The sequence below is a fragment of the Ruegeria sp. HKCCA5491 genome (genome assembly GCF_013034565.1).
GTDB lineage: Bacteria > Pseudomonadota > Alphaproteobacteria > Rhodobacterales > Rhodobacteraceae > Ruegeria.
In genome coordinates this window covers 59382-77497 of record NZ_WQGG01000001.1, presented here as the reverse complement: position 1 = coordinate 77497, position 18116 = coordinate 59382, and the positions used below count along the sequence as shown (strand labels likewise).

General features: G+C 54.4%; 17 protein-coding genes. 11 read left to right on the top strand and 6 right to left on the bottom strand.

What is annotated here, in order from left to right; all coding sequences use genetic code 11:
- Positions 1–398: 398 nt before the first annotated feature.
- The 5 genes from yghX to GOV88_RS00345 form a co-directional block, all read right to left on the bottom strand.
- Complete coding sequence (gene yghX / locus GOV88_RS00365) at positions 399–1286, bottom strand: YghX family hydrolase (RefSeq protein WP_171239201.1); 888 nt, start codon at positions 1284–1286, stop codon at positions 399–401.
- A gap of 90 nt (positions 1287–1376) precedes the next feature.
- The gene (locus GOV88_RS00360; protein WP_171239200.1) at positions 1377–2900 is read right to left on the bottom strand and encodes a malonyl-CoA synthase; all 1524 of its coding nucleotides are present in this window, start codon (positions 2898–2900) and stop codon (positions 1377–1379) included.
- A complete protein-coding gene (locus GOV88_RS00355; RefSeq protein ID WP_171239199.1) occupies positions 2897–4195 on the bottom strand; it encodes a malonyl-CoA decarboxylase in 1299 nt (432 codons plus the stop codon). Before GOV88_RS00355 ends, GOV88_RS00360 begins: the two co-directional genes overlap by 4 nt.
- Before the next feature lies 1 nt (position 4196).
- Complete coding sequence (locus GOV88_RS00350) at positions 4197–4862, bottom strand: GntR family transcriptional regulator (protein ID WP_171239198.1); 666 nt, start codon at positions 4860–4862, stop codon at positions 4197–4199.
- A gap of 42 nt (positions 4863–4904) precedes the next feature.
- Positions 4905–5291 carry a YciI family protein gene (locus GOV88_RS00345; RefSeq protein ID WP_171126194.1) on the bottom strand — a complete coding sequence of 129 codons (387 nt, stop codon included), beginning with the start codon at positions 5289–5291 and terminating at the stop codon, positions 4905–4907.
- A gap of 84 nt (positions 5292–5375) precedes the next feature.
- On the opposite strand from GOV88_RS00345, the gene GOV88_RS00340 reads away from it, so the two are divergent.
- From GOV88_RS00340 to GOV88_RS00300, 9 genes are all read left to right on the top strand, one after another.
- The gene (locus tag GOV88_RS00340; RefSeq protein ID WP_171239197.1) at positions 5376–6260 is read left to right on the top strand and encodes a fumarylacetoacetate hydrolase family protein; all 885 of its coding nucleotides are present in this window, start codon (positions 5376–5378) and stop codon (positions 6258–6260) included.
- A complete protein-coding gene (locus tag GOV88_RS00335; RefSeq protein WP_171239196.1) occupies positions 6257–6922 on the top strand; it encodes a malonic semialdehyde reductase in 666 nt (221 codons plus the stop codon). Before GOV88_RS00340 ends, GOV88_RS00335 begins: the two co-directional genes overlap by 4 nt.
- Before the next feature lie 147 nt (positions 6923–7069).
- Positions 7070–8143, top strand: coding sequence for a C4-dicarboxylate TRAP transporter substrate-binding protein (locus tag GOV88_RS00330; protein WP_171239195.1), 1074 nt, complete (start codon positions 7070–7072; stop codon positions 8141–8143).
- 30 nt (positions 8144–8173) lie between these two features.
- Complete coding sequence (locus GOV88_RS00325) at positions 8174–8725, top strand: TRAP transporter small permease subunit (RefSeq protein WP_171239194.1); 552 nt, start codon at positions 8174–8176, stop codon at positions 8723–8725.
- Positions 8722–10026: a TRAP transporter large permease gene (locus GOV88_RS00320; RefSeq protein ID WP_170385124.1), complete on the top strand. Its 1305-nt coding sequence runs from the start codon at positions 8722–8724 to the stop codon at positions 10024–10026. Before GOV88_RS00325 ends, GOV88_RS00320 begins: the two co-directional genes overlap by 4 nt.
- A gap of 10 nt (positions 10027–10036) precedes the next feature.
- Complete coding sequence (locus GOV88_RS00315; protein WP_171239193.1) at positions 10037–10903, top strand: dioxygenase; 867 nt, start codon at positions 10037–10039, stop codon at positions 10901–10903.
- A gap of 21 nt (positions 10904–10924) precedes the next feature.
- Positions 10925–11731: an amidohydrolase family protein gene (locus GOV88_RS00310; RefSeq protein ID WP_171239192.1), complete on the top strand. Its 807-nt coding sequence runs from the start codon at positions 10925–10927 to the stop codon at positions 11729–11731.
- Positions 11728–12105, top strand: a complete 378-nt coding sequence (locus tag GOV88_RS00305; protein WP_171239191.1) for a FixH family protein — start codon at positions 11728–11730, stop codon at positions 12103–12105. Before GOV88_RS00310 ends, GOV88_RS00305 begins: the two co-directional genes overlap by 4 nt.
- An 8-nt stretch (positions 12106–12113) precedes the next feature.
- On the top strand, positions 12114–13232 hold the full coding sequence (locus GOV88_RS00300) for a cytochrome c peroxidase (RefSeq protein ID WP_171239190.1): 1119 nt from the start codon (positions 12114–12116) through the stop codon (positions 13230–13232).
- On the opposite strand, the gene GOV88_RS00295 is transcribed toward GOV88_RS00300, so the two are convergent.
- Positions 13219–14382, bottom strand: coding sequence for an alanine--glyoxylate aminotransferase family protein (locus GOV88_RS00295; RefSeq protein ID WP_171239189.1), 1164 nt, complete (start codon positions 14380–14382; stop codon positions 13219–13221). The genes GOV88_RS00300 and GOV88_RS00295 overlap by 14 nt on opposite strands.
- Positions 14383–14516: 134 nt before the next feature.
- Between GOV88_RS00295 and GOV88_RS00290 the strand changes: the two genes are divergently transcribed.
- Positions 14517–17393, top strand: coding sequence for an FAD-binding and (Fe-S)-binding domain-containing protein (locus GOV88_RS00290; RefSeq protein WP_171239188.1), 2877 nt, complete (start codon positions 14517–14519; stop codon positions 17391–17393).
- Between the two features lie 9 nt (positions 17394–17402).
- The gene (locus GOV88_RS00285; protein ID WP_171239187.1) at positions 17403–18077 is read left to right on the top strand and encodes a GntR family transcriptional regulator; all 675 of its coding nucleotides are present in this window, start codon (positions 17403–17405) and stop codon (positions 18075–18077) included.
- Positions 18078–18116: the final 39 nt, after the last annotated feature.

Genomic DNA, 18116 nt, shown 5'->3' with positions numbered 1-18116 from the left:
TCCGGCCGACATTGGAAGAGAACTGAAGGGGTACCTCCATCAAAAACCTGGCATTGATCAAAAAACACTACATAGGTCATTTCGGTCACCTAGCTGCCTTCTCCGAACGCGTTATCAATGGCTGATATCAGCGGCATAAAAGTGATAGTACGTTTAACCCGCAGTTGAGCTGAACACTTATCGATGAATCGCTTCATCTAAAACCGCTTCGACAATATCCGTCCATGGTTTCGAAACCATAAAAACATCCAATAGTAGGGATTGCGGGCCAAGACCTTGTCGCAGAATCTCTAACTGCGAAGTTCAAGTTACTGTAGCATCTAAGGTCTTGGCCAAGATGGGCCGAGGATTTCAACGAAAAGATATCAACGCATGACTGGCTTGGTAGCTTGTACCAATTACTTCAGATAGGTGTTGAACCAATCAATTGTGCGGTCCCAGGCTAGGTTTGCCATTTCCTCATCATAGCGTGGCGTACTGTCGTTATGAAAACCGTGGTTGGCGTTTTCGTATATATATGCCTCGTATACTTTGTCGTTGGCCTGCAGAGCAGCCTCAAAATCCGGCCAACCTGCGTTGATGCGCTCATCAAGCTCTCCCATCTGAATTAGTAACGGCGCTTGAATTTTGGCTACATCCTCAGCTGCTGGCTGGCGACCATAGAACGGCACGCCTGCGGCCAGTTCCGGGTAGGCCACGGCAATTGCACTGACTACACCGCCGCCATAGCAGAAACCCACTGCGCCGACCTTTCCGGTGCTGTCATCTCGGTTCAACAGGTATTCAAACCCATTGAAGAAATCGTTCATCAACTCGACACGGTCCACTGTCTTTTGCAACTCGCGCCCATCGGCGTCGTTGCCCGGGTAGCCGCCAACCGATGTCAGGCCGTCGGGGGCCAAAGCCATAAATCCGGCTTTTGCCAACCTGCGCGCCACATCCTCGATGTAAGGATTCAAACCGCGGTTTTCGTGGATCACCAGCACCCCAGGTAGGGGCTCTTCAACGCCAGCGGGCCGGACAAGATACCCTCGGACATCACCGGTTCCATTGGGTGACGGATAGGTAATGTAGTCTGCGTGGATATCGGAATCGTTGAATGACACTTGCTGAGCCATCGCATAATTCGGGCTAAGCATGTTCAGCAAAGCAACCGCTGTGACGCCGCCGACCGCGAACTTTCCGGCGCGATCCAGGAATTGGCGCTTGGTGATCTTGCCGTGCGCGTAAAAGTCGTACAGGTCCAGAAGTTCCTGGTCGAAGTCTTTTGCCGTCATGCGGGTCATTATGGATCTCCTAATGAGTTTGGCAGTCTGAAGGGGAGGGTAGTATCCGATCTGAAAGTCTTTATTTGATTGAGCGTCTGGATGGGCTTACTAAGATTCTGCCGGCGACAGTTCCATGTCCGCGTACCGTTCGCGCAGCACGTTCTTTTGAACTTTTCCCATAGTGTTTCGCGGCAATTCCGAGACGAATTCGTAGCGGCGCGGATGTTTAAAGCGCGACAGCTTGTCCCTAATGGTCTCAGCAATCTGATCCGCTTCAAGTTTTACGCTTGGCTCAATAACCAGAGCGGCGATGATTGCTTCGCCAAAATCGTTGTCGGGGACGCCGAAAACCGCCGATTCCAGAACACCGTCGATGTCGTTCAGTATCTCTTCAATTTCTTTGGGATACACGTTGTAACCCCCGGTAATGATCAAGTCTTTCGACCGCCCCACAATCGACAGATAGTTGTCCTCGCTGAATTGGCCCAAGTCCCCGGTGATGAAGAACCCGTTCTCTCGTAACTCTTCGGCGGTTTTCTCGGGCATCTGCCAATAGCCTTTGAACACGTTGGGGCCGCGGACTTCGATCATTCCAACTTCGCCAGGGGGAAGTGGTTCTCCGGTTTTCGTATGTGTCACGATAACCTCGATGCCGGGCAGTGCCATGCCAACAGTTCCCGCGCGACGTTCGCCACTATAGGGGTTAGAGGTGTTCATGTTTGTTTCGGTCATGCCATAGCGCTCAAGTATTCGGTGGCCGGTGCGCGTTTCGAATGCCTGATGGGTTTCGGCAAGCAGGGGGGCAGAGCCCGAGACGAACAGGCGCATGTTCCCTGTGATCTCTTTTGTGAACCGGTCGTCTGCCAACAGTCTGGTATAGAAAGTGGGAACCCCCATCAAAAGGGTCGACTTGGGCAATTCATCCAGGATGGCGCCGAGGTCGAACTTTTGCATAAGGCGAACTCTGGCACCGGCGAGTAGTGACGTATTCATCGCCACGAAAAGCCCGTGCGTGTGAAAGATCGGCAGCGCGTGAACCAAGCGATCGTCGTTTGTGATACCCCACAGACCAACAAGAGCTTGGGCGTTGGACAATAGGTTTTGATGGCTCAGCATTGCGCCTTTGGAACGGCCTGTGGTGCCTGATGTGTAGAGCAACGCGGCAAGATCGTCCGGAGCGCGATCCACGGTTTCGAATACGCAGGGCTGCGCGTCGGCCTCGCTGCTCAGGCTAGGGTAAACGCCGCCGAGTGTCCGCAGCTTCGCCCCAGACCGAGCCGCCAATTTTCCGACTTCAATTTCGTCTCTGCTATCGCAAACGATCATCGAAGGTTGGGCATCAGAGATGAAATAGTCCAACTCTGCCAATGTGTAGGCAGTGTTAAGCGGCAGATAGACTGCACCTGCCTGTACCGAAGCGGCGTAGAGGGCAATCGTATCGGCCAACTTGGGCGCTTGCACAACGATGCGATCGCCTGGTGAAACGCCGTTGTTTTGCAAAACATGCGCGACCTGCGCGGTGCGCTTCAAAAACGCGTCATAGGACACAACCTGGTCATCGTCGAGTTGCAGGAACGGAGCCTCGTTGCCCTCATGCCGGGCAAACAGGCTGTCGTATAGAGTGTTGGTCACGCGGTATTTTCCCTTGGCTTGGTCGCAAGCGCAGCGGTTGAGGCCGCGCGAACAGAACGCGAGGCTTCGATCGTCGCATGTGTCGCGAACTCTTCGTGATGACGTTCTGTTTTGTTTAAATCGTACAGGTAGTTCACCATCGCACCGCCGGATTGTGATCGCCCGTTCGGTGACAAATCGGCTTCGGCGTGCAACTCGTGCAACTCGGCACCGTTTCCGAGGTGAAAGCGGGCCACGGGATCCAACGGCATCCCATCCTCGCGCTTGGCGAACAACAGGTACCGGGCGGCCATTGCGCGCAAATCTTGCGGCGAGGTTGTTGCCGCAAGTACGGCCTCGGCGGCGTGGCCGTGCTCAGGATTGTCTGTTTCGCCCTCTAGCCAACGGTTCAGTCCCGGTATCGGCGACAAGGTCACAAATGTATCAAGCCCCTCAAGTTCTCGCGACAGCTCAGTTACAACCTGTTTGATCAACAGATTGCCAAAGCTGATACCGGTTAAACCTTTCTGGCAATTCGAGATAGAGTAGAACGCCGCGACTTTCGCTTGTTCGGTTTCGATCGGTTCCCGATCTTCGGACAAAAGCGCATCGATTGCGTCTGGAACTTCAGCCGTCAGAGCAACTTCGACAAAAATCAGCGGCTCATCTGGCATCGAAGGATGGAAGAATGCAAAGCAACGACGATCCGGCGGGTAGAGCCTGCGTCGCAGATCATCCAGATCGTTGATTTGATGGACCGCTTCGTAGGCAACGATCTTGTCCAAAACGCGGGCAGGGGTATCCCAACTGATTTGTTTGAGGACAAGAAAACCCCGATTGAACCAACTTCTCAGCAAATGAACGAAATCAATATCTGTTCGTTTGAGCTCGGGGTTGGATTTAAGAAAGCGCAATAGGTCAACGCGCATTGCTACGAGTTCTTGTGTCGCGCCGGATGGTTGGTTCAATCGGCGCAACAACTCTTGCCGTTTGGGTTCCGCGAATTCGCTAAGCTTTTGATATAAATTGACACTTCTGTCGTTGGCATAGAGGCCTGCCGCTTCGGCAAGCTGATCCGCGTCTAGCTCAAGTTGGTCATTCAAATAGGCAAAAAACTCCAATTTCTCGGGGTCTTCTAAGGTCTGGTACCGATCAAGAATTGTGGAGGCGAGGGTGAAGCCTGATACTTCGCCTTCGGCGGACAACAAGGCCTCACAAAGCTCTGCAATGGATCGATAGTCATCGTTGCCGCGCTTTTTGCCGGGACGATCGAACAGCTGATTCAGCAGATCGCCCAGAAACCAGTTCCGCTGCATTTCAGGACTCCATCTGACTGCTCAGGTACTTACCCGTCCGGCGGTAGTGGTTGAGCAAGTGCCGGGTCGCGCTGTCTGCATCGTGGTCGAGTGCGGCATCCAGGATTTGCTGGTGTTCGGCAGCGATATCGCGCTTTTTGTAACTGGGCCCTCCCGCCGCCAGATAACGATAGCGAATGTTGAGGTCATAAAGCTGCGAGCAATACCGTAGCAGCAACGGCAGTTTTGCATTTTCCAACAAGGCCATATGAAACACTTTGTGGGCGTCTTCGAAGTCTGGTGCACTTTTGTGACTGGCCTTTTTCATATGGTGATGCCGCAAAACAAGCCTGTCCTCCCAAGCTCCATCTGCTTTAGCGATGGAAGCGCGCAGCGCTGTTTCCTCGAGGTTGCATCGGAGCAACAGTATTTCCTCGAAGTTGGATTTGCTGACTGGCGCCGCCCGAAATCCGCGCTGATCAATCCGCTCGACCAGCATGTCAGACGTCAGGAGGCTAAGCGCCTCCCGAACCGGGCTTGCGCCCGTATCCAGAAGGCCACGGAGTTGTTCGATCTTGAGCTTCTGTCCGGGCGGCAACTCGCCTGTGAGGATCATATCGCGCAGCCGTCGATACGCACCATGAGTGGCTGATTTCTCTTTGCCCTCGGTATCAAGCATGACGTCCATATCCGACTTTTCCTCTTTGAATGCGCAATCTTTGAAGTGCTTTTAACTGAGGGCGCTTGTTCCGGTCGATAGGCCGACTGTCAGGTTCAGTGAGCCTTCGTTGATCATCCAGCGCCGAAGAACAAAACTGCGCGCCCCGCTTTTATGCATCGGGTCGTCCTCGGCTAGATTTCGAGCGGCCTCAAGGCTGTCGGCGCGGTAGATGATCAGGCCCATTCCCTGCATATGCTCACCGGTTTCATCCGACATTGGTCCGGCAAAAGCCAGCTGACCCGAACGTTCAAGCTGCGCCTGATATGCCAGGTGATCAGGAAGTGACGCCTTCACGTCTTCGGGCGCTTTGGCAGGCGTGCTGTGTGCAACGTAAAGCTCCAAAGCAAGTGCGCCGCGGCTCTGTGCTTCTGATTTGTAGTCTGCCCAGGCAACCATCTGCGCCCTCCAATAAAATCGATATTAATTGACATATGGCAAAATAATCGGCAAAAATCAAGCAAACTGATATGGATGATGAAAATGAAATACCTAGTGGGAGAGACTTTGGAAGGTACCGCGGTGTTTGCCGTGAACGGCGAAAAAGCAGTAAATTTAACGGCTTTGGACTCTGGTGTCGGCACAGATCTGATGGGGTTGATTGCCGATCCTGGTTTGAGCGACTCACTGGCCGATAAAATCTCAGCAGCGGTGCCTGTGCCAGTCTCGACTATCACGCCGGCATTGCCGGTGGCCGCCCCCGGTACCATTGTTTGCATGGGATTGAACTATACCGACCATATCAAAGAAGGTGGATACGACATTCCCGAGTACCCCACGCTGTTCATGCGCGGAAAGAACTCAATCATGGCGGCTGGCAAACCCATGGTGCGACCGGCGGCTTCCGAGCATTTCGATTATGAAGCGGAATTGATGCTGATCGTTGGGAAACGCGGTCGCCATATCTCGGAAGAAAAGGCGCTGGATCATGTGTTTGGTTATACCGTTTTCAACGATGGGTCGGTGCGGGACTATCAGCGCAAAACGGTTCAGTGGACGCCGGGTAAGAACTTTGACGACACGGGCGCAATTGGCCCCTTCACCGTGACTCAGGATGAGTTGCCCGAAGGCGCTTCGGGCCTCAAGATCGAAAGCCGCGTTGGCGATGAGGTTCTTCAAAGTTCGAACACCGCCAACATGATCTGGGGTGTCCGCCAGGTGATCGCGACAATTTCGGAATTCATGACCCTGGAACCGGGAGATCTGGTTGCATTGGGAACACCGCCGGGCGTGGGCCATGCCAAAAAACCCGACCCTCGCTGGTTGAAGCCGGGAGAAACCGTTGAGGTCGAGATCGAAGGTATCGGCGTCTGTTCCAGCCCGATCGTGGACGAAAAAGACAATAGGTCAAAGGTGGCAGCAGAATGAGCGCACCGACCGGGGCAGAGCTGGAGGCACTTCGCGCCAAGGCGCAGCAAGATCATCGCGATCTGCGCGCGCGCATTCCTCGTCTGTCGGATGACGCAATCGCCTTGATTCTGCGCGAGTCCCGGTCGCACTATGCGTGGACAAACAAGCCGGTTTCCGACGCGTTGCTTGAAGAGATTTACGACATCACGATCAACGGCGCGACCAGTATGAATACACTGCCTGCGCGGTTCATTTTCGTGAAAAGTGCCGAGGGCAAAGTGCGGCTTGCCAAGTCTTTGAAGCCAAAGAACGTGCCAAAGATGATGGGCGCGCCAGTCACGGCCATAATTGCCTACGACATGGAGTTCTGGAAGGAACTGCCCTTCCTTTTCCCACACGAAGATCGTCGGCCGTTGTTCGAAAACAATCCCGATTACGTTGCCGATACGGCGTTTCGCAATGGTACGCTTCAGGGCGCCTACTTCATGATCGCGGCACGGGCCGTTGGGTTGGACGTTGGTGCCATGTCAGGCTTTTCGAACAAGATTGTCGACGAGGAGTTCTTTGCAGGAACCACCCTCAAATCGAACTTTCTGTGCAATCTAGGTTACGCCGATGAAACGGGTTTGTTTCACAAACTGCCGCGATTTCCGTTCGACAAGGTTTGTTCTTATGCATGAGGAAATGACGCAAGTGGGCGGCCAATCGGCCAAGTACTTTGCCGTCGCAATGCTGCGCAAATCGGTTGGTGTGGAAAGGACTGACTGCCGGGGTTCAAGGCGAACAAATAAAGGGCAACAAGATCAAACTTTCTGGGAGGAGAGATAATGAAAAACTGGATCAAGTGCAGTCTGCTGGGTGTTGCCGTGGCAAGCACTATGGCACTGTCAGTCGCAGCGGAAGAGACCATTTCAGCTGTCGTAATTGATGGTTACCCAGACCGGGCCTTGTGGGTGAAAGAATTCACAAACTTCTTTATTCCTGAAGTGGATAAGCGGTTGGCCGAGTCCGGCAATTACAAGATGAACTGGCAGGAGAACTATGGCGGTTCTATTGTAAAACCCAAAGGTGTTCTGGAAGGCGTACAGTTGGGTTTGGGCGACATTGGTATCGTCACAACCATCTTCCATTCGTCCAAGCTACCCAGCCAGGGGATCTCGGGCTCGACACCATTCGTCGCGTCGGATGCTCGCGCAGTGGCCAAGGCGGTCGACGAGATCGCGCGAGAATATCCGGCGATGCAGAATGAGTTCGCTGCGCAAAATCAAGTCTATCTGGCGACAGGCGTTGTGCTCGACACATATCAGATGTTCTGCTCAGAGCCGGTCGAGAAAGTTGCAGACCTTGAAGGACGCAAGATCGCGGGTGCTGGTCTGAACCTGCGCTATCTCGAGGGTATCAAGGACGCGGCGGGCGTACGCGGAGGCCTCACTGATTTCTACAACATGGTTCAAACCGGCCTTGTCGATTGCGTAATGATTTGGCCGGAAGCTTCCAAGACGTTCAAAATCGTCGAAGTGGCCCCTTACATGTTGAAGGCAGACCTTGGTGCGGTGAATACAAAAACAGTCACCGTCAATGCCGACTACTGGGCGAGTCTGCCCGATGATGTCAAAGAAGTACTACAGGCCGTGGCTATCGACTACCGTGACCACGTGGCAGGTATTGCAATGGATCGAGCCGCTGCGTCGCGAGATGCATTTGTAGAAGCTGGCGGATCGATCATTGAAATCTCGGACGAAGACCGCGCTGCGTGGGCAAATGCGATGCCCAATGTTGCGCAGGAATGGGCCGCCACGCTGAATGAGAACGGCGAGCAGGGCACAGATATGCTGGCCGCTTATCTCGGCAAGCTTCAGGATGCTGGTTTCACTGGTGTGCGGGACTGGACGGCCGAATAATCGTTCGGCGACCCGAGAAAGGGGCCAGACATGCTGAAGACCGCAGTTGCCGTCCTGTCGCGGGTCGCCAATTCGCTTGCTATCGCCGCCAACGCATTGGGTACGCTTGTCGTCCTTGCGTTGGTGGTCATCCTGAATGTCGACGTCATAGCGCGCGGCTTGTTTTCGGCCCCATTGCGTGGAACCTATGAGATGGTTCAGTTCTCGGTCGTGATGATCGTTTTCCTGCAGTTGGCCGACGTGGTCAGGGTGGACCGGCTGACACGTTCAGACGGGTTCCTGAACCTGATGCACCATCGTCGCCCCGGCCTGACGGCCAACCTCAGGCGGATCATCAATGCGATCTCGGCGATCTTCATGGGATTGATCGCCTATGTGACCTTTCCGGAATTTCTTCATATGTGGGAGACGCAGGACTATTTCGGAGTGCCCGGTCTTTTCACATTACCATGGTGGCCGGTCAAACTGGTCATCGCGTGCGGGACTGCGCTTGCCTGCGTGATCTTCCTGCTCAAGGTCGTCACGGCGCAGGACCGCCCGCAACTTGTCCGCACCCCCGAGCATGACGAGGCCGCAGAATGACTCCGATCGAGATTGGCCTGATCTCGGTCGTTGCAATCGTTTTCCTGATTTACGCAGGCGTCTACATCCCGATTGCGCTGGGCGTCGTGTCGTTCGTGTCGATCTGGCTGATGCGGGACAACTTCACACTTGCGCTGAACCTGCTGAAAGTAGCGGTGGGCGACAGCGCGATGGAGTACAGTTTCGCGACCATCCCGTTGTTCACCTTTATGGGTCTCATTGTCTCGAAGGCCGGGTTGGGCAAGGACATCTACGAAGTCATGACCATGCGGTTTCGCAAGGTCAAAGGCGGCATCGGCATGGCAACCGTCGGAGCCAACGCCGTCTTTGCAGCCGTAACCGGGTCTTCAATAGCCTCCGCTTCCGTGTTCACCAAAGTCTCGGTTCCTCAGATGATGGCGCAGGCTTACAACCCGCGCTTTGCTGTCGGGGTGGTCGCCGGGTCTTCGGTCTTGGGTATGATCATCCCGCCTTCGGCCATGCTGATCATCTATTCCTTTGTCGCCGAACAATCCGTGGGCGACATGTTCCTGGCAGGCGTCATTCCGGGGATCATGCTGGCCATTGCCTACGTCGCCGCGATCTGGGTTATGGGCCGTTTTACACCAGCTTTTGTTGGCGGCCGGGTCGTGGAAGACACCGAATGGATGTCCGGCCGTGAGGTCGCGTCGAAAACCTTGCCGACACTGTTCATTATCACAGTCGTGCTCGGCGGGATTTACACAGGGTGGCTAACCGCAGTCGAGGCCGGTGCAGCCGGGGCGCTGGTTGCGCTTATCATCGCTGTGGCGCGCAAATCCATGACGCCCAGAGCCTTCTGGGACGCCCTGCTGGAAACCGGCCACATTACAGCGGCGATCCTGTTCCTGATCACTGCGGCTTCGATATATAGCCGGATGCTGGGGCTGGCCGGGTTGCCCAATCAGTTGCAGGACTTGCTTGCTGGGAATTCGGCGTCCTTCTGGACGATCATGCTGCTTTACGTCCTGCTGATGTTGTTTCTGGGAACACTGCTGGACACGGCGTCAATCATTCTGATTGTCGTCCCGCTGTTCCTGCCCATGGCCGAAGCCCTTGATATGTCCCTGATCTGGTTTGGCATCATCACCGTTGTCGGTGCTGAGATAGGGCTTTTGACGCCACCTCTGGGGATTTCCTGCTTTGTTATCAAGTCCACGATTAACGATGACCGGATATCACTAAAGGATGTGTTCATGGGCGCGCTGCCCTTTGCGTTTGTTATGCTGATCGTCCTGTTCATTCTGATCGAATTCCCGATCCTCAGCCTTGCCCTGATTTAAGGAGACCCAGATGCGCTCTGTCACCAAAGACAATATCACCGACGTGTTCATGGGATACCTGTCCAAAGACACCGATCCGAGGATGCGAGAAGTCATGGGGTCTCTGGTCAAGCACCTGCATGACTTTGCCCGGGAAACCAACCTGACGCATGAAGAATGGCGCGCCGGAATCGCGTTTCTGGAAGGGTGTGCCGCAGTGGAAACAGAGGACAGGCATGAATTCGTGCTGGCCTCGGACGTGCTGGGCCTATCGTCGCTGGTGGATATGCTGCATTCCAGCCCGGATGCGACCAGCTCGTCCGTATTGGGCCCGTTTCACGTCTCTGGCGCGCCTGCTTTGCCTATCGGTGGCGACATGAAACGCGACTACGGCGGGCCGGTGCTGCTTGCAGAGGGCGTCATACGCGATACCGAAGGCAATCCGATTGCCGGGGCCGAGCTTGATATCTGGCAAACGGCCCCGAATGGCCTTTACGCCAGTCAGGATGAAGAACAGGACACCTACTCTTTCCACGGGCTGATGACAGTTGGTGACGATGGCAGATATGCGTTCACCACAGTAAAGCCAGTTGAATACACTGTGCCGTCTGACGGGCCAGTTGGCGATATTCTGCGTGCTTGCGGTCGCCATCCGTGGAGGCCCTCACACCTGCACTTTATCGTCAAAGCCCCCGGCTATCGCTCACTCGTGACCGAGATTTTTCCGGAAGACGATCCCTATCTGGATCAGGATACGGTCTTTGGTGTTCGAGACGATCTGGTGATGACGTATGTTGAACGACCAGCTTCGGAATTTCCCGATGACATGGCACTTTCTGGTAGGATCACTGAACCTTACCTGCACGTGAATTTCGACGTCACGCTTGCTCGGGACTGAACGCTATGGAGGATGCTTGAAGTGCTAAAATACATATTCATTGTATATGCAGCGCTAGTCAGCGGAGTGGCCATCGCCGATGAGCGACCGATTTTCGATGCGCATATTCACTACAGCCATGATGCTGTGAAACTGGTTCCGCCCGAACAAGTGGCCAAAATCCTGCGGGATGCAGGCGTGCGGAAAGCCCTGGTTTCCAGCTCGGACGATAGCGGAACGCAACTGCTTTTGGCTGCAGCGCCGGACATCGTTGTTCCGGCACTTCGTCCCTATCGTCGTCGCGGTGAGATCAACACCTGGATGCACGACGAAACAGTAATCGATTATCTGGAAGCAAATCTGTCGAAGAACGACTACGAAGCCATCGGCGAGTTTCACGCCTATGGGGACGATATCAAAACGCCGGTTATCCAGCGTATGATCGCACTGGCGAAGGAACGGAACTTAATTCTGCACCATCACGGTGATCGCGACGCGGTTGACCTGATCTTCGAAACCTGGCCGGAGGCTCGGGTACTGTGGGCACATTCTGGCTTTGACGATCCAGGAAAGGTTGTCGACGCTTTGAATGCGTATCCCCGGCTTTGGGCCGATCTGGCGTTCCGTTCCGACATGGTCTCGCGGGGCCGTGTCGATCCGGATTGGCAAGCTGCGTTCGAAGTGCATCCTGATCGGTTTATGGTCGGTACCGATACATTTGCGCCGGAGCGCTGGTATTACGTCGGCCCGCACGCAGATTTTTCACGCGAATGGCTGGATTTGCTTCCAGACCAGATAGCGGACAACATTGCCTATGCCAACGCAGAACGATTGCTGGCAACAAAATGATCCGCTGGCTCGTCTGGTTTCTGGTATCTTCCGGCGCTGCCGTCGCTTGTGAGGCGACCGGGCAACGGATGGGTTCGGAAATTCAGAACGCGCCTGCTGTGCATTTGACCGTCAACGAAATTCCGTTGGCTCAACCGTTTTCAATACTCCTCACTGTGTGCAGCGAAATTGCCGTGAGTGATATGCGCGTCGATGCAATCATGCCTGCTCACCAACACGGGATGAACTACCTTCCAGTCGTCACTGCAAAAGGCGACGGTGTGTTCCGTGTTGATGATATGCTGTTTCACATGCCCGGAATGTGGGAGCTTCAAGTGGACGTCGAATACAAAGGGCAATCGGTATCCTACACCTTTGACATTGCGCTGAAATGAAGTTGTGGGTGACAGCTGCGTTAGTCTTACTGACGAGTTCGGTGCGTGCAGAAGTCCTATTGTCAGAAGACGAAATCCAACAAACGCTGTCCTTTGGGCCGTGGCCACCATCATTCCAACCTGATCCAAGCAACAGGGTTTCAAACGATCCCCGAGCGATTGCGCTGGGCGCAGCGCTTTTCGACCATCCGGTGTTGTCGATTGATGGTGCATTTGCCTGTGCAAGTTGTCACGACCCCCAGCAGGCACTCACCAACTCCGAGGCACGAACATTCGGTCGCGTGATTTTGGATCGGAATACGCCATCACTGCGAAATCTGGCAGGTCTGCGATGGTACGGGTGGGGCGGAAAGAGCGATAATCTGTGGGCTGCCAGCTTGCATCCGATCATTGAAGAACAAGAGATGGCGCACAGCAAAGAAAGCCTAATGAGAGCCATTTCCGAGAGTACGTACATTGAAGATTTTGAGGTCATTTTTGGCGATGTTCAAAGCCAAGACACAGAGCAGGTCTTGGTAAACATTGCCAAAGCCCTATCAGCTTATCTGGAAACGCTGGTAACCGAGCGGACACAATTTGACGATTTTCGCGACGCGTTGGAGCGCAGCGATCTGGCAGAGGCTGCGAACTACCCCGAAGCTGCCCAGCGAGGGCTTCAGCTCTTCTTGGGGCGCGGGAATTGCGCGTTCTGCCATAATGGCCCGAGATTTTCCAACAACGAATTCCACGACGCGGGCGTGCCATATTTTCTGAGTGAAACCGAAGTCGACGATGGCCGGTTCGGAGGGCTGAACTTCTTGCTCTCCAGCCCTTACACATTGGACGGAGACTGGACTGACGATCCGGAAAAGCAAGGCGCGTGGGCGGTCCGAAATGTACGAAGGAGCCATTCCGATTTTGGAACCTTTCGTACGCCCAGCCTTCGAGGTGTGGCCGAAACCGCCCCCTACATGCATGACGGCAGCCTGGATGATCTGGACGCCGTGGTCCGACACTATAACGAAATTGATATAGAAAGGCTTCACGCCGATGGCGAAGCCATACTCTCTGAACTAAATTTATCCGAGCAGGAGATTGCAGACCTGGTTGAGTTTTTGGAGACTCTGTCCGGCGTTACGCGGCCTTGAGATACTCCAATGCAGCCTGAGTACCGCCTTTAGTGTGCGGCACGCCGCTTTTTGCGAGTCCCATTTCTACGCCTGAGAGTGTGCCCATCAACATCAGGTCGTTGAAATCGCCCAAGTGACCTATTCGGAATACCTTGTCGGCTACTTTGGATAGACCATTTCCGAGTGAGATATTATAGTGCTCCAGCGCCGTCGCACGAAAGGCATCAGCAGAATGTCCCTCAGGCACTTTGACAGCGGTCAGTACGCCTGACTCCTGACCTTGGCGGGCACACAATACCTCAAGCCCCCATGCTTGCACGGCAGCTCGAGTCGCGGCTCCGTGGCGGGCATGACGAGCGAATACGTTCTCCAGCCCCTCCTCGTGCAACATATCGATGGCCTCATTCAATCCATAGATAAGATTGGTGCCAGGGGTATAAGGGAAGAACCCTTTCTGGTTCGGCTCGACCATATCCTGCCAATTCCAATAGCTGCGTGGCATGGTCACGGATTTTGAATGTTCCAGAGCACGATCGCTCACAGCGTTGAAGCTGAGACCCGGCGGTAGCATCATCCCTTTTTGCGAACCGGAGACACAGACATCTACGCCCCATTCGTCGAACCTAAGATCGATCGATGCAAGGCCAGAGATTGAATCAACCAAAAGAAGGGCAGGGTGTTTCGCCGTGTCTATTGCCCTGCGCACTTCCTCAATAGGCGAGACTGACCCGGTAGAAGTTTCATTGTGGACGACGCATACCGCCTTGATCTCGTGCTGACTGTCCGCGCGCAAGCGGTCTTCTATCTGATTGGGGTCCGCACCGCCACGCCAATCCCCTTCAATCAACTCTGGCTGTAACCCTATTTTTTCAGCCAAGTTGCACCACATGTATGCGAAATGTCCTGTTTCGTACATGAGAACATTTCCGCCCGGCGACACTGTGTTCACAAGCGCAGCTTCCCACGCGCCTGTACCGGATGAAGGGTAGATAAAGACGTTTTGTTCTGTCTTGAAAATTGTTTTCATCCCAGCGAGGGCTTTGTGGCCTACTTCTGCAAAATCTGGCCCCCGGTGATCGATGGTCTGCATGCTTATGGCCTTCAGGATGCGTTCCGGCACGGCACTTGGCCCTGGGATTTGCAAAAAATGTCTGCCCGCCTGGCGCATCTGAACTGATCCTTCCGCTGGCGCCGAAACAGTGGCGCAATTACCTATTGGCAAAAGTTAATTATGAATTCATTATTCAGTCAACGGTGAAGTGAAGCTTCTAATTGGCTAGTTGGGAAGGGAAGGCGAACCCGATGCTTGAGAATGGATCGTTGCATCGCCGACTGATGTCTGACGTCCAAGGCGAGGTGGTGGCTGACCCGGCATCACGCGCACGATACTCGACTGACGCTTCGATCTATCAGATGATGCCGGACGCCGTGGTCATGCCCCGAAACAAAGAGGACGTGCAGGCCGTGATGTCTGTAGCGCGCGACGAAGGATGCTCCGTTCTTCCGCGCGGCGGCGGCACATCGCAATGTGGGCAAACGGTCAATCAAAGCGTTGTCTTAGACAACACCAAGCACTTGAATCGTGTTCTTGACGTGGACGTTGAGAACCGTGTCGCGCGTGTTCAGCCCGGCGTTGTTCTGGATCAGTTGAACCAGTCACTAAAGCAATATGGCTTATGGTTTCCCGTAGACCCCTCGACCGCGTCGCGTTGCACGCTTGGAGGAATGGCCGCCAACAACTCTTCTGGTGGAAAATCCCTGCGCTACGGGATCATGCGCGATAACGTCCGTGCAATAAGTGCAATCCTCAGCGATGGTATGGAAGCACGGTTCAGCGCCGATACGACGGCATCTGGCGATTATGCCGATCTTGTTGGGGACATGCGTGCTCTGGGGCGTCGCGAGGCTGCGGAAATTGACGCCCGGTTTCCCAATCTCCAGCGTCGTGTGGGCGGGTATAACATCGATGCGCTTGTCGGCAACGATGTCAACATGTCTCATTTGCTGGTGGGGTCAGAAGGCACTCTGGCCTATTTCGCTGAATTGGAACTGAACCTTGCTCACTTGCCGGGCGAGAAAGTTGTCGGCGTGTGTCATTTCCCGACGTTCCGTGCTGCGATGGAGGCAACACAGCACCTCGTGACGCTCAAGCCGCAGGCGATAGAATTGATCGACGACACCATGATTGCGTTGGGGAGAGATATCCCATTGTTCCGCAGTACGATTGAGGCGTTTGTAGAAGGCAGCCCTGAAGCGTTGTTGTTAGTGGAATTTGCTGAGGGTAGCGCTGACGCCAATGCTGCAAAGCTGGTCGAGCTATCGCAACTGATGGGAGATCTCGGGTTTGATTTCCGTGGGACTGAAAACCGTTGGGGCGGGGTTGTATCAGTTACTGATACCAAACTGCAAAACTCGATCGCCGAATACCGAAAATCCGGGTTGAACGTTATGATGTCGATGAAGGAGGCCGGCAAGCCGATCTCTTTTGTGGAAGATTGCGCCGTCCCGTTGCCTGATCTCGCCGATTATACCGCTGGCCTGACCGAAATTTTTACCCGGCACGGCACAAAAGGGACATGGTACGCGCATGCCTCAGTCGGGTGTCTCCATGTTCGTCCTGTCCTGAACATGCGGCAGGACAAAGACGTCCGGACAATGAGGGCGATTGCCGAAGAGACCTTTGATCTAGTCAAGAGATACAAAGGGTCTCATTCAGGCGAACACGGTGATGGGATCGTGCGATCAGAGTTTCATGAAAAGATGTTCGGCCCTCGTATCGTTTCCGCGTTTGAACAGGTTAAGGCCCGGTTTGACCCTGCTGGGCTAATGAACCCCGGCAAAATCGTGCACGCGCCTGCCATGGATGATCGCCGCCTATTCCGCTACAGCCTGGACTACTCAGTTCCTGTATTCGAAACGGCGCTGGACTGGTCCGCTTGGCCGGGTGCCGGAGGAGGATTTCAGGGTGCCGTCGAGATGTGCAACAACAACGGTGCGTGTCGCAAGCTCAAGGGCGGAGTAATGTGTCCTTCCTTCCGTGCGACGAGAAACGAGCGTGATGCCACACGTGGGCGGGCAAACACGTTGCGTTTTGCCATCAGCGGGCAGTTGCCGGGTGGTTTAACTTCAGACGCAATGCAGGACACGATGGAATACTGCGTGTCTTGCAAGGCTTGCGCGCGTGAATGCCCGACTGGCGTCGATATGGCCCGCATGAAGATCGAAGTACTTTCAGCAAAGCGCAAAAAAGACGGGCTGACATTGGCTGAAAAATTAATAGCTTATCTGCCGAGATATGCACCAAAAGCTGCAAAAGTCGCGTGGTTATTGAATGCTCGGAACAAAATTGGGCCCTTGCGTACGCTGTTGGAGAAACCAACTGGAATTTCGGCGCGACGTGACCTGCCAGTGTGGTCCTCCGACCCGTTCCGGGATGTCGAGGCCCAAGACACAGATCCGCAGGTGCTTCTGTTTGCCGATGTGTTCAACCGATATTTCGAGCCAGACAATCTGCGCGCCGCTGTCCGGGTTCTGCGTGCGCTAGGGCTTCGGGTTGCCATAGCAAGAGATGACCAAACAGGAAAGTCGCTGGATTGCGGGCGCACTCTTTTGGCTAAGGGTTGCGTGGAAGAGGCGCGTCACGAGGCACAGCGTGTGATTGACGCGACGCGAGAAGCAGCTGCACAGGGCATACCGGTAGTCGGTCTCGAACCTTCTTCTATCCTTACATTCCGGGACGAATATTTGGCTCTTTGTCCGGGGCGGGATGCGGAGTTGCTATCCAAAGCCTCTCATACCTTTGAGGAGTTTCTGGCCAAACAGCCGGATCTGCCTCTCAAATCGGTAGATCGCCCCATTTATGTGCATGGTCATTGCCACCAGAAAGCACACGATGCGGTTACACCGATGCTCAACTTACTTAAACGTATTCCCGCATCACAGGTTCACATGATCGAAAGCAGTTGTTGTGGTATGGCCGGGGCGTTTGGATACGCGCCCGGCACTATTGATGTCTCGATCAAGATGGCGGAACTCGACCTGTTTCCAGCTTTGGAGGCGGCGCCTGCGGATGCAATTGTTGTGGCGGATGGAACATCATGCCGCCACCAAATCGCCGAAGGTACGCAGCGCCAAGCGATGCACGTCGCGCGCCTGCTGGATATGGTCCTTGAATATTAGGATGTGGATATGAACCTGACGGATAGCATTAATCGCCCGACCCTACATGAAGAGTTGGTCGAACGCTTGCGTAATCTTGTCGTCGAAGACGTTTTGAAGCCGGGTGAGAAAGTGCCCGAGAAACAGCTTTGCGACTCATTGGGTGTTTCCCGGACACCATTGCGAGAGGCCCTAAAGGTTCTTGCATCCGAAGGCTTTGTGGTGCTTCAAGCCAACCGGGGTGCCCGTGTCGCGAGTGTTACGAGGGAAGAATTGGAAAACACGTTTCCAGTGCTCGCAGCGCTTGAGCAACTGGCGGGGGAAATAGCGTGTCAGCAAATGGACGTTGCGGAAATTCAACGGATTGAAAGTAGCCACAAGGATATGCTGAGCGCGTACGAAGCGCGTGATCGACAGGCGTACTTTAAAGCCAATCAAGACATCCATCAGGCACTTATAAAGGGTGCGCGAAACGACATACTGGAAAACCACCATAAGCTTTTGGCCGCACGGGTCCGCCGTGCACGTTTTTTGGCCAACTTGTCGGACGAGCGTTGGGCACAGGCAATTGACGAACATGAAACCATGATGGAGTTGCTCAAGGCCCGAAATGCAGATGGGCTTGGTAAGGCAATGAAACTTCACATGATGAACAAACTTTCGGCGCTTGTAAAAGAGCTGAAGCCAGAAGTGACGCCTCGCTAAAACCTGGTAAAAAGTGCAGTCCGGCTTCCCTCAGATATG

Excerpts from the sequence above, each read along its gene's own strand:
- GOV88_RS00345 (WP_171126194.1), bottom strand. The coding sequence starts at position 5,291 with ATGGTTGCCTGGGCAGACTACAAATCAGAAGCACAGAGCCGCGGCGCA.
- GOV88_RS00325 (WP_171239194.1), top strand. The coding sequence starts at position 8,174 with ATGCTGAAGACCGCAGTTGCCGTCCTGTCGCGGGTCGCCAATTCGCTT.
- GOV88_RS00315 (WP_171239193.1), top strand. The coding sequence starts at position 10,037 with ATGCGCTCTGTCACCAAAGACAATATCACCGACGTGTTCATGGGATAC.
- GOV88_RS00355 (WP_171239199.1), bottom strand. The coding sequence starts at position 4,195 with ATGCAGCGGAACTGGTTTCTGGGCGATCTGCTGAATCAGCTGTTCGAT.
- GOV88_RS00290 (WP_171239188.1), top strand. The coding sequence starts at position 14,517 with ATGCTTGAGAATGGATCGTTGCATCGCCGACTGATGTCTGACGTCCAA.
- GOV88_RS00305 (WP_171239191.1), top strand. The coding sequence starts at position 11,728 with ATGATCCGCTGGCTCGTCTGGTTTCTGGTATCTTCCGGCGCTGCCGTC.
- GOV88_RS00340 (WP_171239197.1), top strand. The coding sequence starts at position 5,376 with ATGAAATACCTAGTGGGAGAGACTTTGGAAGGTACCGCGGTGTTTGCC.
- GOV88_RS00320 (WP_170385124.1), top strand. The coding sequence starts at position 8,722 with ATGACTCCGATCGAGATTGGCCTGATCTCGGTCGTTGCAATCGTTTTC.
- GOV88_RS00330 (WP_171239195.1), top strand. The coding sequence starts at position 7,070 with ATGAAAAACTGGATCAAGTGCAGTCTGCTGGGTGTTGCCGTGGCAAGC.
- GOV88_RS00295 (WP_171239189.1), bottom strand. The coding sequence starts at position 14,382 with ATGCGCCAGGCGGGCAGACATTTTTTGCAAATCCCAGGGCCAAGTGCC.
- GOV88_RS00285 (WP_171239187.1), top strand. The coding sequence starts at position 17,403 with ATGAACCTGACGGATAGCATTAATCGCCCGACCCTACATGAAGAGTTG.
- yghX (WP_171239201.1), bottom strand. The coding sequence starts at position 1,286 with ATGACCCGCATGACGGCAAAAGACTTCGACCAGGAACTTCTGGACCTG.
- GOV88_RS00350 (WP_171239198.1), bottom strand. The coding sequence starts at position 4,862 with ATGGACGTCATGCTTGATACCGAGGGCAAAGAGAAATCAGCCACTCAT.
- GOV88_RS00335 (WP_171239196.1), top strand. The coding sequence starts at position 6,257 with ATGAGCGCACCGACCGGGGCAGAGCTGGAGGCACTTCGCGCCAAGGCG.